Genomic DNA, 21629 nt, shown 5'->3' with positions numbered 1-21629 from the left:
GCCAGGGAACCGGAGGGAATCCTCTTATTTCTTTATCTTTAAACCTGAATTATTAGGAAAAACTACTGACACACTTTATGCAATACTACCGGCGCAACCCCATCAGTTACAACTGGTGGGGCCGTCTACTCGATTCTATGCCGTTTTTAATTCTTCCAAAATTGCCATTTCTTCTTTGTTTGCCCCGTTAATTTACTCACCATATCATCAATCAATTTCCAAGATTCATCTCTTGAAACAAATGTTATCAAACCAATTTCCTGATTTAATTCACTTGCAGCTTTTAGTTTATGGTGTCCGTCAATCACATAGTTTGCCAAACACCAATGAGTTCCAAAGTCAGGATTAACCTCTTCACCATTAATCAAAGGATATTCTTCACTTGTCTTAACATCGAGTACTCCAATTGAAACAACTATTGGTTTTTCACCTTTTGAAATCTTTTCTTTGTAAAATTCTACTCTTGATTCGTTTAATTCATTTGTCTTGTATAGTGGAACAAAGAAGTTAAAAAATGCTTCTTTATGGTCATATTTCATTTTTCCAAAATCCTCAAGAGGTTCTCGATAATAATTATTGTATTCAGTTTCTTCTGGTTTCAAAGATTCTTCGTCAAAGTCATCTCTCCAAGCTTCTCTCTGTTCCTTCTTGAAATAGTTATTATCGCTTTCACTGGTTACAATTTCAGGTTTAATTCTCGAGTTAAGAACTAAATAATTTCCGTTTGGAATTATCTTAGACAATTCACTAACTGTCGATTTTGTCAATTCAAGATTCCCATCATTCAGTGATTCAATTAGGTGCTTTTCATTAAAATTAATTTCTAAGCTCTTTGACTGCTTTATAAAGAAGAATTCACAAGTTCCACATACATTACCGATGTGATACATTTTTTCCTTATCCAATGAGATAAACCTATCCCATACTTTCCAAGAACCACCACCTGTTGTTTCAAATGTGATTCTCGACTTATGGTTTTCAACTTTGAATTCTATTTTATCTTCGATTTTCATTTCTTCCTAATGGCATAGAACTCCGGCTACTGCGCCGTGCGCAGCGAAGCGGAGCATGGACGTAGTAGCAAAGTTAGGCACCGTATTCTTATTCATATGATATATCGCCAATATGAATATTACCTCCGGCTGAAATACTACCTGATACAACATTTTTGTTTATACTAATCTTTACATCTTCTTTTAGACCGTCCTCCTGACTAAATCTCATCGTGGCATAAACCTTAAAGAAAGGATTTCTTATCGAATATTCTTTTGATTTTTCATCTAAATACAACATTGCGTCATCGTTCTTAGAATCCGAAAGATTCTTTAAATAAGTTGTCAAATTACTAGAAGGGTAGTCCTGATAAACTTCTCTAATTTTTGAAAGAATCTCAGAATGACTAGCAGACTCTTTTCCTAAATTGACTAGAGCCTTCAGTATAATTTTATTATTTTTATACTTTCTTGTTCTTTCTACATTTACTGCCTCATCGAAAACACCCTTCATTGTACCTGATTTACTATGAACGTACTTTTCAACTGCAACTCTCAAATCTTCTTCTGTAAAAACAATCTTTTTTCTTTGCTTTCCATATATACCTTTACTTAAACACATATTTAGACAAAGCTGATGACATACAGCCCCAAGGCTACCAGACAAAGAGACAATCTTGTTTTTCAATTCCTTGGTAAATTCAATGTTCAATAAAAAAGAGCCTTTATTAATAATTTCAGAAAGTTCCCTTTGAGACATTAATGGAACATGAATCTGTTCAAGTCTTTCGAATAATTCATCATCATAATCGACGATCTCTCGAGCTGTCTCAACAGCACCAATAACAATTATCTTAGTATCGGGAAATTCAAAAGAAGTATCTTTGAAAAGCTTCATCAGTTGAGCTATCTTCTCTTTTTCTTCATCTTCAACCTTATGAAAATCATCTATTACCCAACAAGCATTTACCGCTCCAATGAATTTAGCCAAATTTTGAGCAGTTAACTGGGGAGGAATGATTCTTTCCTTTTTACCTGAATTTTCCTCACTTGAATTTGCCTTCAACGCTAGTGAAATATTTAGATACTTCGCACTAATATCTCCTCCGATGCTATTCGAAATTTTGTTATTTTTTTCGCTAGTATAATAAGGGTCAAGTTGATCAAATGCATCCAATAAAAGGTTCTCAATAGTAGTACCTTTCATACACTGACTGTAAATGTACCTCTCATAAACTTGGTCTAATTTGTTTCTGACAAGAGTAGTTTTCCCACTTCCTGAATAACCATAGACTGCGATTTGCTTTCCTGGAGTGTAAAGTGCGTCTACTAGTTGATCATTGACGGTACTTCTGTCTATGAATGTTATTTTAGCGGGCTGTGACGGTGTAAATATTTGATTTGTTTTCATATAATTGAATTGTTTACTATATAATGATACATTAATTGTGTCAATAATACAATGCAATAAGATACAAGCATTTTAATAATTCAAATATTTATAATTTTTAATGGTGCCTAACTCCTTTTATACGCAATGAAAAACATCTCCACATTCCCTAAATCACCCACTCACCTCCACCGTCTTAAAGTCAGAAGGAGCTACGATTACATAAGCATCTCCTTCTTTATCGATAACCTGAATCGCGACACCGTCAATAAACAGTTGTTGTGGCTCAAAGGGAAGGCCAAATAGCTTGATTTCAAAAGCCGATAGATCACCCTCGTATTTACCTTCGATTTTTTGTTCTATCAGGAAGCTGTTTTTGCCAGAAGAAGTCGTGTATTTATGATGGCGGTATTGCCCTTTCTCATGCTCATAGCCCTCTCCGGCATCCTGGTAAAAACTGCTCTCTACGTTGTCTTTTCCGTAATAGGCTCTTAGTTCCACGGTTTCTATATTTAGTTCGTAAACGTACTGTTGTACGGGATAATTAGGGATGATAGCCCCACCACGTACATATAAAGGAATGGTGTCTTCCTTTACGGACTGCCGGTGATTGCGAGGTCCTACGTAATGATTTCCATTGTAGTAGTTGACCCAATCGCCGCTGGGGAGATAAGTGTTATGAGATTTAACTCCTGGTTTCACCACAGGGCTCACCAGCAGGTGGTCGCCAAGCATGAATTCATTTTCTCGTTTTTGTGCCTTTTTATCCGTCTGGTCTTCAAAAGCGAGGCTTCTTAAAACTGGTGTTCCTTGCTGTACATTTTGGTAAACACTGGTGTACAGGTAGGGGAGGAGCCGGTAACGAAACTCAATGGCTTTACGTGCCTGGCTGGTATACGGTTCTCCAAAAACCCAAGGCTCCTGATCCAGGCGCAGGGTAGCTTCCGATGCTTTGATGGCATCTGCATCTGCCTCGGCGGCGCCATCAATGTTGTTGCCCATCGAGTGAACACGGAAAACAGGATGAAAAATACCAAGCTGTAGCCAGCGAATAAGCAATTCCGGACTCGGCTGATTAACAAAGCCACCAATGTCGGTACCCACTAGCGAGAAGCCAGAAATACTTAGTCGTTGGCACTGGCGGTTGGCCAATTCCAGGTGCTCCCAGCTCGCTACGTTATCTCCCGTCCAGACGGCCGCATAGCGTTGGCCACCGGAGAAGGATGCTCTGGTGAGTACGAAAGGTCGCTTTTCGGGCTTGATAGATTTTAGTCCATCATAAGTACCGCGCGACATTTGCTGTCCATAAATGTTGTGCACTGGCTTGTGATCGCTTGGATGGCCATCGTTGTCGTGCATCACATGATCAGGAAAAGTGAGGCTGTTGACTTTGAAAACTGCCGGCTCGTTCATGTCGTTCCAAAAACCGCTGATGCTGTTGTCTTCATAAAGCTCACGGTATAGCTCGCCCCACCATTTACGGACATCCGCGCGGGTGTAGTCGGGCCATACACAGTCGGCAGGCCATACCGGCCCGCGCATAAGCTCACCATTAGCCCTTCGGCAGAAATAATCTTTCTCTACCCCTTGTTGGTAAACGTGGTAATCCTTGTCGACCCTAATACCCGGATCAATCATGACGACGGTTTGGAATCCTTGTTCCGCAATGTCGCGAATCATTTCCCCTGGTTTTGGGAAGTAGTCCTGGTTCCAGGTGAAACAACGGTACCCATCCATATAATCAATATCCAGATAGATGGCATCGCAAGGAATTTGCAATTCCCGGAAGGTATCCGCTAGTTTTCTAACCCTGGCTTCCGGATAATAACTCCACCGGCATTGGTGAAAACCCAAGGCCCACAATGGCGGTAGTTCTGGTGTGCCAGTAAGCTGGTGGTAGGATTGCGCAACCTGGTTCAATTCGGGGCCATAGCAGAAGAAATAATCCATTTCTCCTCCTTCTGCCCACATGCGTACAGTTTCGTCTTTTTGCGAATCAAAATCAAAGTGAGTCCGCCAGGTATTGTGTAAAAAAATGCCATAAGCCTGGTCGTTTTGCAGGCCGTAGTAGAAAGGTACTGTCCGGTACAGCGGATCTTTTTCTTTGTGGTAGCCGAAAGCATCGCTGTTCCAATTGTCAAAAGAGCGGCCTCGCAAATCAAGACTCCAGCTTTTATCACCTAGGCCATAAAAAACTTCTTCTTTGGCTGTTTTAAAGCTGACCCGAAGGTGATCCGTCCCGTCTAGGATCGTTGCTCGCTGGAGGTAGGATTCTTGTTCTTCCAGGATCGTTTTTTTGCCGTCTTTGGTGTGAAAGGATATCCGGCAATCCTTTTTTTGGATGCGACAACTTATACTTGCAGAGATAATAAATATTTGTTGTTTATCCTCTTTGACAGTAAAGTCTACCGACTTCGGATTTCGATCCGGGTGCAGTGCATAGGATGGCTGATTAGCAAATTTTTCAACAGCGTATCGAACCCTCCAAGTCGTATCTGTCCATAATTCAATCCGGAGTTTTATCTCTCCTTCGGTAGTGATTTCCAAAGTGTTATCATCAATCTTTTGGTACTTGATGACCTTGTTGATTTGCTTTACCTGGAAAACATCTGGATACCGTTGACTGGTTTCCGTTGCTGTATCAGCTACCAAATGAGGAGCAGGATCAAAGGGGGCTCGTTTTTTAGTCTTTCTTGCCATTGTCTATGCACTTCTGTATTTTGCCTTGCAATAATACTAAAAGTAGCTATTTTCACCACATCACTAGACTTTAATAGTAAAGATTAAAGGATATAAACAGTTCTATGAGCCAGACAAATTTCCCTTCCGTATTAGCAGTAGGCGAGTTATTGATTGATCTCATCAGTAGTTCTTATGCGGAATCATTTGATGATGTAACTTCTTTCGAGCGTATTGTTGGTGGCAGCCCTGCCAATATGGCTAGTAACCTTAGCCGCCTTGGGCAGCATGCAGCTTTAGTCGCCAGTATCGGTAAAGATGACATGGGAGATTATTTGCAGAAATTTGTGAATAATTTATCGTTGGATACTTCTGGCGTTCATCAAGTTCCTTATCCTACGACGTTGGTTTTGGTAACAAAATCTCAACAGGTCTCCAATTTTGAAGCTTATCGCCTGGCGGATTGCCAAATCTCTAAGAAGCAACTACCTGATGATTTGCTTGAGGCAGTGAAAGTATTCCATACCACCTGTTTCGCCTTGAGTAAAGACCCCGCACGTACAACGATCTTAAACGCGGCCAGTAAAGTCGCCGCAGCAGGAGGGCAGCTGAGTATTGATGCCAACTATGCTGCTAAAATTTGGCCAGATCAGGCCGAAGCGCAAGAAATTGTAGCCACCTACTGTAGCTACGGTGCAATGGTGAAGTTTAGTGATGTGGATTGGGAGCGATTATATGGACACCCTATTGATAAACCTGCAAGCGCTGCATCCTTTTTGCATGGGCTTGGCGCCAAAACAGTCTGTATTACCCTGGGAGAAAAAGGTTGCTTTGTCAGTAGCGAGGAAGGCCAGCATTTTGTTCCATCTCGCCCGATTGAGGTGGTAGATACAACGGGGGCTGGCGATGCCTTTTGGTCAGGTTTCCTTTGTGCATACATTGATGGATATAACCTGTACCAATGTGCACTTGCAGGCCGACGCATGGCAGAAATTAAGCTACAGCATTTTGGTCCACTTCCAGGAAAAGTAGATAAGCGGATTCTCTACCTTGATTTTCAGCAAGAATAAGTCTGGTAAATTATTGCTTGTCTTCTTCTGACCTTTTAGCATTAAGGATGCCTAAATCATGGGCTCTTTTCTCCCAATTTTGACGAGCAAGATGCTGCATGTCTTCTGTATTGTCGAGTTCGTCAACGATTTCTAGGCCAAGAAGTGTTTCAATGACATCTTCGAAGGTAATGATCCCCGCCATGCCGCCAAATTGCCCAATAACTAGCGCTATTTGCTCTTTGGTACTCAAAAGATGATTGAAAACGGATTGGATAGTCTGATCTTCCTTGACGACTGTTATTGCACGCGAAATATCCTTTAACTTGGTCTCTCCGTCCTTTTTTACCAACCGATCTAGTATNNTCTTTGAGGACATAGCCAGTAATATGGTCTTTGGAACCTTCAAAAATTGGAATCCGGCTAAAAGGCAATTCAGGATTAGCGGTATAAAATTCCTGGATAGTCATTTCCTGATTAGCGGCCTTTACGACGGTGCGTGGAGTTAGAATAGAGCGAGTTTCAATCAAATGAAACCTCATCAAGTTATCAATGATTGTCGATTCACCTGCATGAAAAACACCTGATCGAGTACCCATTTGGGCCATCGCAGCAAGTTCTTCTCTACTGATCTCTGTCCCATGCCCTTTACCTTTCATTTTTTTTGTAACAAAGTCACTCATCCACACGAGTGGCGTCATCAGGAAGGTGACGATTTTCAGGCTTTTAGCTGTGAAAATAGAGAAGGTTTTCCAGTTGTTGGCTCCCAAGGTTTTAGGGATAATTTCCGAAAGGATAAGTACACCTAAGGTCATCAATGCAGCTATTAGTCCCGTAAATGGAACATCAAATAAACCAAAAAAACTGAAGCCCCCGGTGCCATAATAGGCTTCAGCCTGCTTTCCTACTAGAATCGCACCAACTGTGTGTGCTACAGTATTTAACGAGAGAATTGCAGAGATATGTTGATCTCTATCCTTTTTTATATCCTTGAGTAGTTTGCCATTTGCCGTACCAGTTGCAGCTTGCGCTTCTGCATAAGAATCTGGTATACTCAATAGCACCGCTTCCCAAATAGAACAGAAGAAGGAGAAGATAATCGCTAAGCCAGCATAGATTAACAGCAGTATCATAGTTGTTTTTTAGCTTATTTTGAATTGCAAAGGTAAAAAAGAAAGGGACTTCCAGCGCTACCGGAAATCCCTTTCTTTTAGGTCGGAATAGCTACTAAGGCTACTCGATGTAAAGATTCTGATATTCAATAATAGGATCGCTCGGTCCCAAGTTATTAAGTCTACGAAGTTGCTCTGGTGTCGTGCCGTATCTACGGGCTATACCATAAAGACTCTCGCCTGAAGCTACCACGTGAATCCGTCGTTGAGTGCTGGCAGGCTGGTAGTATTCGTCTGGCCGCGAAGTACGTACTGCATCGTAACTGATAGGCGTATTAGGTGATGGATAAGGGCTACCGTAAGAAGACGGCGTTGCTGTTCTGTTCGTGCTTGCAGGAGCCACAGGATTGCCGAAGTCAGTGGTATTGCCAATAGCCCGAGGAGAACTACCTTTTTCCTCTAGTGCTGACATCGAACGGTTAGCTGCCGGTGCATTGTAAGAGTTAGGGATAGCATTGTAATTGCTTGTAGCGCTACGACTAGTAGTTGTGACAGGTACCGTAGGAGGAGAGTAGCTTGTCAACCCTCCGCTATTTCTTACAACCACCTGAGAACTACCTGGATTGATAACATTCGAACTAGCTGCTGGAGTACGTGCTACAAGGTCAGTAGAAGGTGCTATACGGCCACCAGTTGCATTGTAACTATTTGGCGTTGTAGTCGTTGATGTTTGGTTTGGAACTACTGCTCGGTTAGTGGTCGTAGTAGCGCAATCACAATCTGTGGTCTTCAAACGCTGACCTACTTTTACATAGTCATTAGGGCCAAGCTCATTGATGTCGCGGAATTTCTTGCTGGTATATCCGTATTCCAAAGCAATGGAGGCAACGGTTTCTCCTGGTTTAACAATATGCATGTTCTGATTGTCCGTCATGATCCGCTGGGTATTGCTTTGATCATAAGGTACAAGACCGCCAGATAGGGTAGTTGGCTGACTGGTGTTGTTTACAAAACCACGGCTGACTAACTCAGGAGCAGTATTACTGGTAGCAGGAGCAACCTGCAATACTTGGCCACGACGAATGGTATTTGAACTAAGGTTGTTCCATGCCTTTATTTCTGCGACATCTACATTGTACTTGCGGGAAATACCATATAGGGTTTCGCCAGAAGCCACGGTATGGGTAGAGGGCCCGTTGGTACTTGGCGTGGTTTCTGTCATAATACTAGTTGTAGGTTGGTTCGTATTGGCAACCACATTGCGAGGTGTATTAACAACGTTTCCTGTGGGAAGAATCGCTCCTGAAGGCAGGTTGCCTGGAGGATTAATCCGAGAGTTGCTGGCATTATAGTTTGTAACAGTATTTGCAGCACCTTGCTGTGCGCCGATCACCGCCTTCTGTGATCCAGGCTCCGTGCCACATACTTCCTGAATGTAGCGATCGGCAGAACGGCCATTTACCTTATTGAGAACAATCGTGTTATTCGCGGCAGCTGAAGCATTGGCTCCACTCCGTTCTTCTACAATGCCTAATTCTGGTGTAACAACTAAGTCTGTCAGAGGATAAGCTGATTGTGGAGAAAGCTGGCGGAATAAGTAAGATCCTGTACAGTCATTTTCCAGTCGGCCTTCGAAATAGACTTTAGCACCTGGGTTGTTAATTGCGATATTTTCTCCAATGGTACCAAACTCGGTGTCAAAACGGAAACGATACTTAGGAGAATCGTAGCTAAGTACACTGCCATTCTTGGAATAGTAAGCAGCTACAGCTACCCTGGAAATAGTGAATTTCTTGTCACTTTTAGGATAAACAAGGTAGACTTCGTCAATATTTGCGTTGATTCGGCGCATAAGACTTTGGTCAAAGCCTCCGCTATTGCAATACAAATAGGGTTCGGGGAGGTAGTTTTGCTCACGAGAGCTTTCTTCACCGACCTCTAGGATAAGTTTTTCGCCAGAGCGAATGTTAACGTGATAAACGAGGTAGTCACCTTTACCATCTGGCCTGCTCATATCATACTCAAGGCGATCCATACAAGCAGGATCAAAAAGGATAAAGACCTGAGCGGCAGTCAGGGAGATACTCAAGGCCATAAAAAGACCGAGTAGTAATGGGATTCTATTGCGCATCATGGAAAAAATGTATTTTCTTACAGCGAAAGGTAAAGCAAATTCACCTTCTAAACAACAACTTATTGGAAAAGGTGTAACTTAAACGCTGTCATATGGGTAATAATTGTCAGATTTTGATGAAATCATTGGTCATATTGCAATACCTAAACAACTTTAACGCTTTTTTATTTTAAAAATACTATCACGTTAAGTGCAACTCCGATTAAATCTTACCCACTACCAGGAACTTCTTGAAGTAAAACAAGACGATGGTAAACGCTGGTTGCGCGATCCTATTCGTAATAAGTGGCTGGTGTTGCAACCAGAAGAAATGGTTCGCCAGCTGTTGATCCAATACCTGTTAGATGTTTTGGGTGTCAACAAGAACAGGATAGCGATTGAGCGTGGCCTTAGTGTCAATGGCTTACAAAAACGTTGCGATATTCTCATCTTCGATCAAGCAATGGAACCCTGGCTATTGGTGGAATGCAAAGCACCAAGTGTTCCCTTACGCCAGTCGGTGTTTCGCCAGATTGCAACCTACAATATGCCTCTTCATGTCCCTTATTTACTGGTATGCAATGGGCCAGAGGCTTATTGTTGCTCCATAGATTTTTCTAAAGAAAGCTACGAATTTCTTGAAGAACTACCTGTTTACCCTGGGGCTTAATACCCACTCACATCATCATCGGGATTGCGAGGATCACCGACAGCCAGATAACTACCATCAGGCAAACGCTGAATAGCTTTGATGACTGCCATCCGGTTGACGTCGCGGAATTGGTGGCCCATTGCACTAAGTTCGCTTTTTACTTCTTCTCCTAAAGCCGTTGGCTCTACCCATATTTGATCTGGCAACCACTGGTGGTGGAAACGGGGTGCAAAAACAGCAGAATCGAGTGGCATCCCAAATTCAGCAACATTAATAAATACCTGGAAAACAGCTGTAATGATGGTGGACCCTCCTGGCGCACCAAGAACCATAAACAACTGGCCATCTTTTTCAATAATGGTAGGTGTCATGGAGCTAAGCATTCTCTTGCCAGGCTGGATGGCGTTTGCTTCTGCACCCAGAAGCCCAAACTGGTTGGGCGTGCCAGGTTTGATACTGAAATCATCCATCTCGTTATTGAGGAAGAAACCAGCACCATCAACAACAACCTTACATCCGAAATTAGAATTCAGGGTAGTGGTGAGTGAAACAGCATTGCCTTCGGCATCGACGATAGAAGTATGGGTCGTCTCGAAACTTTCTTTCATGTTGACAAAGTTCCCCGCCGCGAGGTGATCACTGATGCTGGCACTGTCTGGCTGGAAATCATCCATCCTATAGTGGAGGTAGTTTTCATCAATGAGGGAATCCAATGGCACTGGGTAAAAATCACTGTCTCCTAAATATTCCGAGCGATCAGCATAAGCACGGCGTTCTGCTTCTACCATGAGGTGTGTAGCTGCCGTACTATGAAACCCGTATTCGTTGAGGGGGGCACTCTCTACCATCCCGAGCATTTGTAGTAGCGCAACTCCACCGCTTGAAGAAGGAGGCATAGAGATGATTTTGTAATCATCATAATTACCCGTAATAGCTTGCCGCCAAGAAGGCTCGTAGTTGGCCAAATCTTCGGCAGTAATCATTCCATTGCCGCTTTGCATTTCTTTTACGATCAAATTAGCTGTTTCTCCCTGATAAAAACCAGCCGCCTTTTTTGCTTTGATACGCTTAAGGGAGGCAGCTAAGTCAGCTTGAATGAGCAGGTCACCTGTTTGCCACAGCTCTTTTACAAATGGACATTCTTTGGTGTTAAACGCCAGAAATGCCTCTTGGAAACCATTGAGCCGATCGGCCTCTGTTACTGAAACAGGAAAGCCATTTTTGGCAAGTTCAATTGCTGGCTGCACCAAATCTTCCCAAGGGAGCTTTCCATAGCGCTCGTGAGCAGCGGCTAACCCAGCTACGGTGCCTGGCACCCCTGCGGCAAGGTGTCCTTTGGTACTGAGGCCATCGACGGGATTGGCCAAACTATCGAGGTACATGTCGCGGCTGGCTGCTGCTGGTGCTTTTTCTCGATAATCGAGTGCATCGGTACTGCCATCATTGCCACGATAAACTAAAAAACCACCACCACCAAGGTTGCCGGCACGAGGGTATACAACGGCCAAGGCAAACTGTACAGCCACAGCTGCATCTACAGCATTTCCACCTTTCTCCAAAATGTCGTTGCCAACTTGAGAAGCTAAAGGGTGGCCACTAACAACAGCAGCATGGGGGTATTCTCCACGTTTTTCCGCCGAGTAAGTAGCGGCAGGTTCCGTTCTGCAACTGCTCAGAAAAAGGGCAATAGCCAATAGAATAATGGTATGGCTTGAAAAAGTTGGTATGGTTCTTGGATTCATAGCTATTGAAGGCTTGATTTTTTCTTTGGAGAAGATGAAGCTGAACATGGGATGACATTTACAGGGAGTAAGATAATAATCAATTCTTATTTCCATAGTATGGGCAATAGGTAAGGGTTAACGGTGGGGACCATTAACATAATCTATTGCCCTTTTTCTTTCTTGGTGAGCCAATTTCGTAGATGCAAGAATTTTTCAATAGGAGCATTGGCATCGTACTTTTCTAAAATAGACGCTTGCTGGTTAGATAATTCTTTACCTGGCTTGGCTTGTATCAATATTTTCAGGAACTCTAGTAGCCAGTTATCCATGTCTTCTGGAGGAATGCCAGCTTGCCGAAATTGGCGCTTGCTATTGACCAGAGTGTTTTCCAGCCATTCCCAGTTCCCCGTCTCATAATGAGCCAATAAGTAGAGCAAATGGGCATAACGGTAAATAGCCTGTTTTAGATCGGGCCTTTGCTGGTAAATAGGCGTTAGGAAATCAAGCGCTAGGATATAGTCTCCATAGTGAAAAGCAAAAAGCCCTCCCAGATGCATCAAACTCGCGTGTGCCGGAGTACCAAGTTCCTTTTGGTATTCTTTTATGCCATTCTTTAGGGGAATCAGCAAGGAGTAGCCACTGGCAAAGTCTTGCTGTTGTAAAAATGCATTCAGTTCTAGCTGAAAGCTCCAGGTGAATGCCTTTACTTGTATGTTTTTTATTTTCCGAAAGGACTTTTGTTTAGGTAAAGACCTTAATTTTCCTAAGCCTTTATATAGCTCTTCGTACTCCTCTAGTTGAAGTTGGTCAATCAAGAGGTTGTAGAATACCGAGAGGTAACGATTGGGTACGCCGCGATGTGCGTTTAAGCAACTCTCAAGTAATTTGAGTTGTAACAAATTGTGCTTATAGGCTGCTGCGAAGCGCTGTTCCTGAAAAGCTTGCAGCGCCATCATTTGTTGATAATCCGCCTGCCCCATTGTACTGATCGTTTCAGACGGAACCGGATAGCGTTGTGTGTTTTGATCTGCTGTATTGCCGTAGAAATGCCGCTGGTAGGCATGGATTTTTTGCCACTTAAGCGTTTGCTCTTCTTGGAGAATACTGTTGTTGAGGGTTGATTGTCGCTGCCATTTATCGATGGCTTTTATTGGGTCGCCTTTGCGTAGTGATTGCTCTAGCAGCATTTGCTTTATTCGAATAGCTTCTGGCCAGCAATTGTATATTTCTTTATCTATTATCAGCTGAATAGCCTTGTCAAGAAGCTTCTCTGCCTGTTTGGGTAAATTTCTTGCAATAAGGAGGTAGGCCTGATGTAACTTTCGTTTGATTTTTTCCTCTTCATCTTGTTCAAGGTGATACCAATGAAGTGCATCAAGTAGCTTTTGATAAAGCTGATGTTTAATGACCGCTTTTTGCGAGTAGAAAGGTTTATTCTTCAGACTTTCGTCTAAAATGGCTTCGTCCCAATTTTCCATGTTTCGGATAATCGCAAACATCAAGTAATAGTGTGGAGACTTCTTTTGGCCAATATGCGCAAACATATGAAAATAACGCTGTTCGCTTTTATTCATACTTTTGCACAAATGATATAAAAAGTCAGACGCTATTTTCATTATAAGATTTTAATTAATGATAGTAGTCAAAGGTAGTAAATAAAGGAGATCGGTGTTATTTTAACTCATTTAGAGATTTAATCAATGGTGGTACTTTGATTTGTTTTCAGGTGCTTTAGCCACTTACATTTGTTGAAAATAAAATCATTAAGATGAAATACATAACACTATTGTCGATCTACGCAGCTTTATGTTGGCCACTTGTTCTTGCAAGTCAGGTTATTGAAAGCAGTCATGCATTTTTTAAACCCAGTCAAGTCAATGACTGGCTGGTTCATAATGATGAATTGTTATTGGCGACTGATGTAGGCGTCTTTGTCTTTGACGAGAATGCAGATGTACTACTAGATCACTGGACGGTAGCATCAGGGAACCTTCCTTCAAATAGAGTAGAGTCCATTACGGTTAACCCTCAAACACAAGGACTTTATATAGGCACTTATGACATTGGTGCGGCTCTTCAGGCACCTGACGGTACTTGGGCTAGCATGCCTTTTCCGGAAGAAATGGTGAATAGCTTTAACCCAATTCTTACTTACACGCTGGCTTTTGATCAGCAAAATCGCCTGCTTATTGGCACCAATCAAGGTCTTTGGCGTTTGACAGATGGAAATAGCTGGGAAAATTTCGGGCCGAATTACTTCAGTAATTGGATACACAGCGTGTGGGAAATTATTGAATCTCCTGCGGGTGAAATCTTCATTGGAGGAAACGCTGTTGCCAAAGTTACTGGTGATGAGTTTGAAATCATCAGTCCTACAGATGGAGGGGGGACTGATTTTTTTGCCTACAGTGATATTGATCTTCATATTCAATCAGATGGTAGTCTATGGGCATTTAGTGATGTAGGTGTAGGTGCTAAGTACAAAGACGGGGAATGGGACATTTTCTCGCCTTTTGATAGTGAACCTGTGATGATGTTAAATGCGGAAGGTTTTGTTTTAGAAGATGAAGAAGGAACTTTGTGGAAGTATACTCGGAACAATACTTTTTTCAAATATTCTGATAACACATGGGAAAGCGCCACAGATAATTTGCCTTTTGACTTAGATCGCCCAGATTTTGTCTTTGATAATGCTGGCGAACGACTAGGGGTCAGCGACGGCGTTTTGTATGAACTAACCCCTAACACCACCAATCCAGCGCATGATCTTGCTGATTGGCTTTGGGAAGAGGATGATTTATGGATTTTTAAAAATGATTCAGAGGGAAATGTTTGGGCAAAATCAACAGCTTTTAGTCTAATCAATCTGACAACAGGCGAAGAACTCGACCTGTCAAACTTGGGGCCGCAAAATTATTTCTCGGACTATCATTTTGGAACAAATGGTGTACTCTGGCTACAGGGGCCAAGTAATTCCTTGTTTTACCTGATCGATGGAGAATTGATTGCTACTTATAATGCTGAGAATTCCGGCTTTAATTCGGATAGCTATATCCGTGACTTTACCCTCAGTGAAGATGGAACACCTTGGGTTTTAGATGGCGGGCAATATGTTTATACTTTACAAAATGGTGTTTGGCAAGAAGTGACCAGCTTTTCAGTAGCTAACACCGTGTTTGATCTACAACCGGGCACCGGGAATCAATGTTTTTTAAGCCGTTTAGGAAACGGGATAATCGAAATTATGGAGTTATCCCCTGAAGGTGTGACCAATATTGACCTACCTGAAAACTGGAATTTCAGCTACTTTACCTCTTTTGCCGCAGAAGTACCTGGGCAGTTATGGACCTATAATGTTCAAACTTCAGAATTAGGTAAGTGGGATGGTGTAAACTGGGATATCTTATCATTTCCCAATGATTGGGAGGAAGATGATCGTCCACTTCACTTCAGAGAAGAAAATGGTCAGATTTGGATGACGGGTAGCTACCAAATGGCTTTTTATGATGGTGAACAATGGAATTACTATGACCATGCAGACCGTCTTTGGGACACCTCCAGGATTTACTATGCCGCAATGGACAGAGAAGGGACTATTTGGATGACCCACAATGGTGTGCAAATACTTACCCAACTAACAACAAACTGGGGAATCACAGCTGTTGGTACACTTCCGTCGCTTGCACAGGAATCAACACTTCGTATCTGGCCCAATCCTGCTGCGGCTACCATCCGTGGAGCTTGGCAAGCAGGAGAGGAGTTGCGTATTTTGAATATGAAGGGGCAGTTACTTCAAAACATCAAGATCACGGCTATAGAGGAAGAAATTGAGATTGCTCGTTTGCCAAAAGGTATTTATCAGCTACAGCTTAACAGCGAGGAAGGTGCTTTGCAGAATGGGCTACTTTTAAAAATAAATTAGTACACAGGCATACGATTGTAAAACAAGAAGAGGGTAGTGGGGCTTTTAAACCTCACTACCCTCTATTTATGTCTAGCGAAACTAGTTGATGTTAAGCCAAAAGCGCTAAAGCGTCTTTAATTCGCTCAATAGCTTCCTTCAGTGTTTCTTCAGAGGCTGCGTAAGAAATTCTGATACAACCTGGTGTACCGAATGCTCCTCCTGATACCGTAGCTACATAAGCCTTTTGTAGCAGATACTCACAGACATCATCATCGGAGTTGATTTCAAAATCTCCTGATTTTTTACCGTAATAAGAGGTAACATCAGGGAAAATGTAGAAAGCCCCCTGAGGACGATTTACTTTCATTCCTGGAATACCCTCTAGTCCATCAATGATTACCTGCCGGCGTTTTTCAAAAGCATCGCGCATGGCATGAGTAGGGCTCATGTCTGCTTCTAGTGCGTGAGTAGCAGCTTTTTGTGCAAAAGCATTGGCACCAGAAGTAAATTGCCCTTGTATTTTGGCACAAGCTTCTGCAATGACAGTTGGAGCACCAATATAACCAAGCCGCCATCCAGTCATGGCATACCCCTTGGCGAATCCATTTACAGTAATGGTGCGATCTTTTATACTAGGAATAGTACCAATACTGACGTGCTTGCCAGTGAAGTTGATGTATTCGTAGATCTCGTCGGAAACGATATATACTTGCTCATGTGGAGCAACTGCTTCTGCAATATCCTCCAATTCTTCCTGGGTATAAACAGAACCAGAAGGATTACATGGCGAAGAGAAAATAATAAGCTTAGTACGCTCAGTAATTGCAGCTGCAACTTGTTCGCCTGTGACTTTATAATCTTGGTCAATACCCGCAGCAACAGGTACAGGGATGGCACCATTCATGCATACAATGGCGTGGTAAGAAACCCAATAAGGCGCAAAAAGAATGACTTCGTCGCCGGGGTTTAGCATTGCCATGCAAATATTAGCAAGGGACTGCTTGGCACCCGTAGAGACTACGATCTGGCTCATGTCAAAAGTCAGGTCATTGTCTCTTTTGAATTTATTGACAATAGCCTTCCTTAATTCCGGCAAGCCCGGTACAGGAGTGTATTTGGTATAACCATCATCAAGCGCTTGTTTAGCAGCCTCCTTGATGTGGTCAGGTGTGTCGAAATCAGGTTCACCTAAGCTCAGGCTAATAACTTCGTGTCCTTGATCAGCCAATTCCCGGGCTATGCGAGCCATTTTAAGGGTGGCTGATTCTTCCATCTGTAGAACAGTCTGCGAAAGTATTTCTGTGCTGACCATTGCCATGTTTTTCCTTTTTTAAGTGATGTGTACCGAGTAAAAAGTGATTAAGTGTTCCATCAAAAAAATGAATATCAACCACTTTGTAGCTAGTATAACAATTCAGGCTGCAAAGTTAAGCTTATTCTAAATGTCAATGGCTTATTTTTATGGAATCTTCCACTTCTTCGCGTACCTTTTTCGTAAATATTTACGATTTGCCAGAGGTAATCTTACTTTTGTAGGACTAACTTAAAGTTATGGCTGCGAAAAAGAAAACCACCAAGAAATCCGGAAAGAAGGCACCCCAAAAGGTCGAAAAGGCTAAACCGAGAAGGAATTGGGTAGCGTGGGCTTATGGGAACGAATCAGAAGAGGCTTCTTCTGGTACATTGCATAAAGTTTACTATGGGCTGTTAGCGCTTAGTGTGGTGACTTTGTTAGGCTTGGCGTTGGTAACAGGTATAAACGCAGATGAAAAATTCCAAGACGATTATTCCGAGAAATTAGTTGATTACTATGCCAGTGGAGGCGGAGACAAGGCTGCTCTATACGAAGACGATACCAGCAGTCAGCGCTTTAATAAATTTTATGGTGGTTTTTTCGAGCTGGTAAGTGGTTCGGTTAACAGAATGCTGGGGTATCATCCTGGCCCTTCATATCACCGGGTACGGCACCTTTTAAATGCGTTGTTTGGTGTACTTATTCTAGTGATTGTTGCAGGTTGGAGCCGCCGAATGGCAGGCGTCCGTGCGGGAATCTTGGCCATTATCTTGATGTTGGCCAGTCCACGTTTATTGGGGCACAGTGTCATGAATCCTAAAGATATTCCCTTTGCAGCTGGCTACCTTATGGGAGCCTTCTATTTGTATCGCTGTCTATTATCTATGCCTCGTCCACGTTGGCAGGATGCCTTGGGTTTTGTATTGGGGGCTGCTTTAGCTACCGCTACACGTGCTGGCGGAATTCTGATTTTCTGTTATTCCGGGTTATTCCTCGGTATTGATTTTCTTTTGCGCTACGGCGTGAAAGGAATTGCTGGAGAATTTAAGCAGTTTTTGACTTATGCTGCTTACTGGATCGGGAGTACTTTGGTAGGGTTTGGCTTAGCTTTACTCTTTTGGCCTTATGCATTGCAGGCACCGCTTGAACACACGAAGGAGGCACTTGATCTGTTTTCTAATTATGCGGTAAGAATTATCATCCTTTTTGGTGGCGAAAATATGTTTTCCGACGGCATCCCTTCTTCGTATCCACTGGTGTGGTTAGGAATTAGTGTAGCTCTTTCGGTAATAGCGGGGTTCTTTTTGAGTTTACTTACGTTCTCGGGATTGGTGAAAAAGCATGGGGTTATTCCTGTTGTGCTGCTTTTGTTTGTAACCATTTTCCCGTTGGCATATATCATGTTTAAGGAAAGTGCGCTTTATGATGGTTGGCGCCAGTTGCTTTTCATTTACCCAACAGTCTTGGTCTTGGGAGCACTCGGTTTTGAATACTTGGCACAGCGATTTACCCCTCGTACCAAATGGGCAGGTCCTGCAATCATTGGTATTGTCGTATTGCTTTCAGCAGACGCTTTATTGTTTACCGCTCGTAATCCAGCCCTTGCCTATGTTTACTTCAACCCATTGGCAGGAGGCATCAAAGGCGCATTTGGTCAATACGAACTTGATTATTGGGGGTTAAGCTCTCGTCAGGCCGTGGAGTGGATGGAAGACGAAGGTATTTTGCACCCTGGGATGGACACATTGACGATAGGAACAACCTTCCCTTACAATGTGCGCCGTCAATTGGATTTGTCTTACAAGAAAAAAGTTAAAATTCAATATATCCGGTATCACCGCCGGTTTTCTGAATCGTGGGATTATGGTATTTTCCCCAGCCGGTTTATCCGTGGGCCGCATTTGAGAAACAATACCTGGCCTACCAGTAAGACCGTTCATCGCATCGAAGCGAATGGCGTGCCCCTGGCAGTAGTAGAGTACGATCCTGATCAGTTTGCTATGCAGGCCGAAGCACTACTAAAAGCAGGGCAAGCCCCTCAAGCAATTCAACGCTTTCAGCAAGAAGTTGCCAAGTATCCTGACAATGAACAAGGATGGAATGGTCTGGCTTCTGCCCAAGTGAGTATAGGAGACGGTGATCAGGCGCTAACCTCTGCGGCGAAAGCACTAGAGATAGCACCCGATAACGAGACTGCCTTATACCTAAAAGGCTATGCCTACCTTACTAAAAACAATGGTCCGGAGGCTTTAAATACCTTCAATCATCTACTACAAGTTGACCCGGAGAATGCAATGGCCTACTATTGGATTGGGGAAATATATAAACAGCGTAAGGAGTTAGAAACTGCTTTTAATAATTTCCGCAAGGCTATTGAATATAACCCAAAGCTAAAACAGGCTTATTTAAGCATTGCCACAATTTTTGAAGAGCAGGGAGATATGGAGAATGCTAATCGCTATCGTAATGCTGCTGCCCAATTCTAGATTTATGAAAAATATGCTGATGTTTCGTTTCACTTTTATTGTCGCTATCACGTTTTTGATTTTAGGTTGTGGCACAGATGATCGGGTGGCCGCTTCCTTTTCGCCTAAGCGTCAAGTGTTCTATGATTTTTTCAATGATATTCGACTGCAGGTTTCGGATATGGAAGAAGTATACTCTCGGCTAGACGGTTTTACAGCTGATACCAAGAGTTTTTTAGAAAGCAGAGAGGCACAGGAACGGTACAGTATTGCCGGTTTTTATTTTGAAAAAGGACTGGACCGGGAACAGGGAGCTTATCGCTACGAAGATCGTTTTCATGAAGATGGTTGTGTCATTCTTGTCATAGCTTACCCTCCTCATGAACAAAGCATTTGGCAAACCCGTCTTGAAAAAAATGAACGTGGAAAAGGAAAGCAAGTTGGACAGAACTACCTGTTCTACCAGGTGTTTACCGCTAAACCACAAGACATAGATCTTGAAAACAAAATTAATACCATCATTGAGCAGCAAATCGAAAAACATGCTGCTCGAATTGGTAAAATATTTAATTAGTTTTTCAAGTCGATAATTACAGCTCAACCAAAATAAGTATGCAAAAGAAACTGCAACTGCTGGAAGACAAACTCGCCAAAGCTCAACTTGGTGGAGGGGAAAAACGTATTGCTACTCAACATGAAAAAGGGAAGCTCACAGCTCGTGAGCGCGTACATTTCTTTCTAGACCCAGGCTCCTTCGAAGAAATAGGCGCACTGGTCATGCACCGAAGTTCTGATTTCGGTATGGAAAAACAACGAATCCCTGGTGATGGTGTCGTTACCGGCTACGGTACGGTTAATGGCCGGCTGGTATATGTATATGCCCAGGATTTTACAGTGTTTGGAGGCTCCTTGTCGGAAACTCATGCTGAGAAAATCTGTAAAATTATGGACCTCGGCATGGAAAATGGCGCACCGGTTATTGGTTTAAATGACTCTGGTGGTGCACGTATCCAGGAGGGGGTTAAGTCACTTGGTGGTTATGCGGATATTTTCTATCGCAACGTAATGGCATCAGGCGTTATTCCTCAGATTTCCGCCATTATGGGCCCTTGTGCTGGTGGTGCGGTGTATTCTCCTGCTATGACAGATTTCTCCATCATGGTAGAGCAGAGCAGTTACATGTTTGTAACAGGCCCTAACGTGGTAAAAACAGTTACCAATGAGGAAGTAACCGCGGAAGAATTGGGTGGCGCGATGACCCACGCTACCAAATCTGGAGTTACTCACCTTACGGCAGCCAATGATATTGATTGCCTGGAAAAAGTCAAAACGCTTCTAAGCTATCTTCCACAAAACTGTGAAGAGCAAGCGCCCAAGGTTGATTTTACGCTAGGTGACGAGTTGAGAGAAGATCTGGCGGGATTGATGCCTGATAACCCACAGCAGCCTTACGATATGCGGGAAGTTGTAAGTGGAATTGTGGACGATGCTTCTTTCTTTGAAATCCATGAGCATTATGCAGATAATATTATCGTTGGCTTTGCTCGCCTGGGAGGGCGAAGTATTGGGATCGTTGGCAACCAGCCTTTAAGCCTTGCCGGTGTACTCGATGTAGAGTCTTCTCGTAAAGCGGCTCGTTTTGTACGCTTTTGCGATTGCTTTAATATTCCATTGCTTGTACTAGAGGACGTTCCTGGCTTTTTGCCTGGTACTGACCAAGAGTGGAATGGCATTATTGTCAATGGCGCAAAATTACTGTATGCCTTCAGCGAAGCTACTGTGCCACGTATTACCTTAATTACTCGCAAAGCCTACGGTGGCGCCTATGATGTGATGAACTCCAAACACATTGGGGCTGACCTTAATTATGCTTGGCCAACAGCAGAAATTGCCGTAATGGGAGCAAAGGGTGCTTCGGAAATTATCTTCAGGAGAGAAATCATGGCAGCAGACGATAAGCAAGCAATGCTGGCAGCAAAAGAAGAGGAGTACAAAGAGAAGTTTGCGAACCCTTATCTCGCTGCCGAACGCGGCTTCGTAGACGAGGTGATCAATCCAAGAGATACGCGTCGTAAGCTAATTAAAGGCTTTGCTATGTTGGAAAACAAGGCTAAGAAGTTGCCGAAGAAAAAGCATGGGAATATTCCTTTATAACCTGATGCTCCTGTAAAACAAAGAAGCCGGCCAAAAGGGCCGGCTTCCTGACATGTTCATGGGATTAAAAAGGTTGAAGCACTAAGACTTTGCTAAGATAT

Annotated in this window: 14 protein-coding genes; 6 read left to right on the top strand and 8 right to left on the bottom strand. The window is 43.0% G+C overall.

Going from position 1 to position 21629, the window contains the following annotated elements:
* Positions 1-146 precede the first annotated feature (146 nt).
* The 3 genes from ACRBG0_RS24020 to ACRBG0_RS24010 all read right to left on the bottom strand — a co-directional run bounded on the left by ACRBG0_RS24020 (position 147) and on the right by ACRBG0_RS24010 (position 5082).
* Entirely contained in the window at positions 147-1013 is an 867-nt protein-coding gene (locus ACRBG0_RS24020) for a hypothetical protein (RefSeq protein ID WP_431489381.1), read from the bottom strand.
* 88 nt (positions 1014-1101) lie between these two features.
* Complete coding sequence (locus ACRBG0_RS24015; protein WP_431489380.1) at positions 1102-2403, bottom strand: AAA family ATPase; 1302 nt, start codon at positions 2401-2403, stop codon at positions 1102-1104.
* A 153-nt stretch (positions 2404-2556) separates the two neighbouring features.
* Positions 2557-5082, bottom strand: a complete 2526-nt coding sequence (locus ACRBG0_RS24010; protein WP_431489379.1) for a glycoside hydrolase family 31 protein — start codon at positions 5080-5082, stop codon at positions 2557-2559.
* Between the two features lie 104 nt (positions 5083-5186).
* Between ACRBG0_RS24010 and ACRBG0_RS24005 the strand changes: the two genes are divergently transcribed.
* Positions 5187-6131, top strand: coding sequence for a carbohydrate kinase family protein (locus ACRBG0_RS24005; RefSeq protein WP_431489378.1), 945 nt, complete (start codon positions 5187-5189; stop codon positions 6129-6131).
* A gap of 345 nt (positions 6132-6476) precedes the next feature.
* Here the strand turns inward: ACRBG0_RS24005 and ACRBG0_RS24000 are convergent.
* Positions 6477-7243 (bottom strand): CNNM domain-containing protein (locus ACRBG0_RS24000; protein ID WP_431489377.1); only part of this gene is annotated, 767 nt, incomplete at its 3' end.
* 100 nt (positions 7244-7343) lie between these two features.
* The gene (locus ACRBG0_RS23995) at positions 7344-9356 is read right to left on the bottom strand and encodes a LysM peptidoglycan-binding domain-containing protein (protein ID WP_431489376.1); all 2013 of its coding nucleotides are present in this window, start codon (positions 9354-9356) and stop codon (positions 7344-7346) included.
* Positions 9357-9546: 190 nt separating this feature from the next.
* Between ACRBG0_RS23995 and ACRBG0_RS23990 the strand changes: the two genes are divergently transcribed.
* Positions 9547-10005 (top strand): type I restriction enzyme HsdR N-terminal domain-containing protein, encoded by a 459-nt coding sequence (locus ACRBG0_RS23990; RefSeq protein ID WP_431489375.1) that lies wholly within the window; start codon positions 9547-9549, stop codon positions 10003-10005.
* Here the strand turns inward: ACRBG0_RS23990 and ggt are convergent.
* Both ggt and ACRBG0_RS23980 read right to left on the bottom strand, forming a co-directional pair.
* A complete protein-coding gene (gene ggt / locus ACRBG0_RS23985) occupies positions 10002-11729 on the bottom strand; it encodes a gamma-glutamyltransferase (RefSeq protein WP_431489374.1) in 1728 nt (575 codons plus the stop codon). The two genes, ACRBG0_RS23990 and ggt, sit on opposite strands and share 4 nt — an antisense overlap.
* A 143-nt stretch (positions 11730-11872) precedes the next feature.
* Entirely contained in the window at positions 11873-13285 is a 1413-nt protein-coding gene (locus ACRBG0_RS23980; protein ID WP_431489373.1) for a hypothetical protein, read from the bottom strand.
* A gap of 194 nt (positions 13286-13479) precedes the next feature.
* Between ACRBG0_RS23980 and ACRBG0_RS23975 the strand changes: the two genes are divergently transcribed.
* Positions 13480-15633: a T9SS type A sorting domain-containing protein gene (locus tag ACRBG0_RS23975; protein WP_431489372.1), complete on the top strand. Its 2154-nt coding sequence runs from the start codon at positions 13480-13482 to the stop codon at positions 15631-15633.
* A 91-nt stretch (positions 15634-15724) separates the two neighbouring features.
* Here the strand turns inward: ACRBG0_RS23975 and ACRBG0_RS23970 are convergent, their stop codons facing one another.
* Positions 15725-16933 carry a pyridoxal phosphate-dependent aminotransferase gene (locus tag ACRBG0_RS23970; RefSeq protein WP_431489371.1) on the bottom strand — a complete coding sequence of 403 codons (1209 nt, stop codon included), beginning with the start codon at positions 16931-16933 and terminating at the stop codon, positions 15725-15727.
* Between the two features lie 233 nt (positions 16934-17166).
* Here ACRBG0_RS23970 and ACRBG0_RS23965 point away from each other — a divergent pair, with 233 nt between their 5' ends.
* Genes ACRBG0_RS23965 through ACRBG0_RS23955 form a run of 3 tightly spaced genes read left to right on the top strand, consistent with a single transcriptional unit; the run spans position 17167 to position 21528 of the window.
* Positions 17167-19395, top strand: a complete 2229-nt coding sequence (locus ACRBG0_RS23965; RefSeq protein WP_431489370.1) for a tetratricopeptide repeat protein — start codon at positions 17167-17169, stop codon at positions 19393-19395.
* Positions 19396-19399: 4 nt separating this feature from the next.
* On the top strand, positions 19400-19948 hold the full coding sequence (locus ACRBG0_RS23960; protein ID WP_431489369.1) for a hypothetical protein: 549 nt from the start codon (positions 19400-19402) through the stop codon (positions 19946-19948).
* 38 nt (positions 19949-19986) lie between these two features.
* Complete coding sequence (locus ACRBG0_RS23955; protein ID WP_431489368.1) at positions 19987-21528, top strand: acyl-CoA carboxylase subunit beta; 1542 nt, start codon at positions 19987-19989, stop codon at positions 21526-21528.
* Positions 21529-21629 lie beyond the last annotated feature (101 nt).

This window comes from Lewinella sp., from assembly GCF_050633125.1.
Lineage (GTDB): Bacteria > Bacteroidota > Bacteroidia > Chitinophagales > Saprospiraceae > Lewinella.
The sequence above is the reverse complement of the archived record's forward strand: the minus strand, read 5'-3'. Positions and strand labels throughout refer to the sequence as shown.

Bases quoted from the DNA above. Each gene is read 5' to 3' on its own strand.
- ACRBG0_RS24020 (WP_431489381.1), bottom strand. From the start codon at position 1,013: ATGAAAATCGAAGATAAAATAGAATTCAAAGTTGAAAACCATAAGTCG.
- ACRBG0_RS24015 (WP_431489380.1), bottom strand. From the start codon at position 2,403: ATGAAAACAAATCAAATATTTACACCGTCACAGCCCGCTAAAATAACA.
- ACRBG0_RS24010 (WP_431489379.1), bottom strand. From the start codon at position 5,082: ATGGCAAGAAAGACTAAAAAACGAGCCCCCTTTGATCCTGCTCCTCAT.
- ACRBG0_RS24005 (WP_431489378.1), top strand. From the start codon at position 5,187: ATGAGCCAGACAAATTTCCCTTCCGTATTAGCAGTAGGCGAGTTATTG.
- ACRBG0_RS23995 (WP_431489376.1), bottom strand. From the start codon at position 9,356: ATGATGCGCAATAGAATCCCATTACTACTCGGTCTTTTTATGGCCTTG.
- ggt (WP_431489374.1), bottom strand. From the start codon at position 11,729: ATGAATCCAAGAACCATACCAACTTTTTCAAGCCATACCATTATTCTA.
- ACRBG0_RS23980 (WP_431489373.1), bottom strand. From the start codon at position 13,285: ATGAATAAAAGCGAACAGCGTTATTTTCATATGTTTGCGCATATTGGC.
- ACRBG0_RS23975 (WP_431489372.1), top strand. From the start codon at position 13,480: ATGAAATACATAACACTATTGTCGATCTACGCAGCTTTATGTTGGCCA.
- ACRBG0_RS23970 (WP_431489371.1), bottom strand. From the start codon at position 16,933: ATGGCAATGGTCAGCACAGAAATACTTTCGCAGACTGTTCTACAGATG.
- ACRBG0_RS23965 (WP_431489370.1), top strand. From the start codon at position 17,167: ATGGCTGCGAAAAAGAAAACCACCAAGAAATCCGGAAAGAAGGCACCC.
- ACRBG0_RS23960 (WP_431489369.1), top strand. From the start codon at position 19,400: ATGAAAAATATGCTGATGTTTCGTTTCACTTTTATTGTCGCTATCACG.
- ACRBG0_RS23955 (WP_431489368.1), top strand. From the start codon at position 19,987: ATGCAAAAGAAACTGCAACTGCTGGAAGACAAACTCGCCAAAGCTCAA.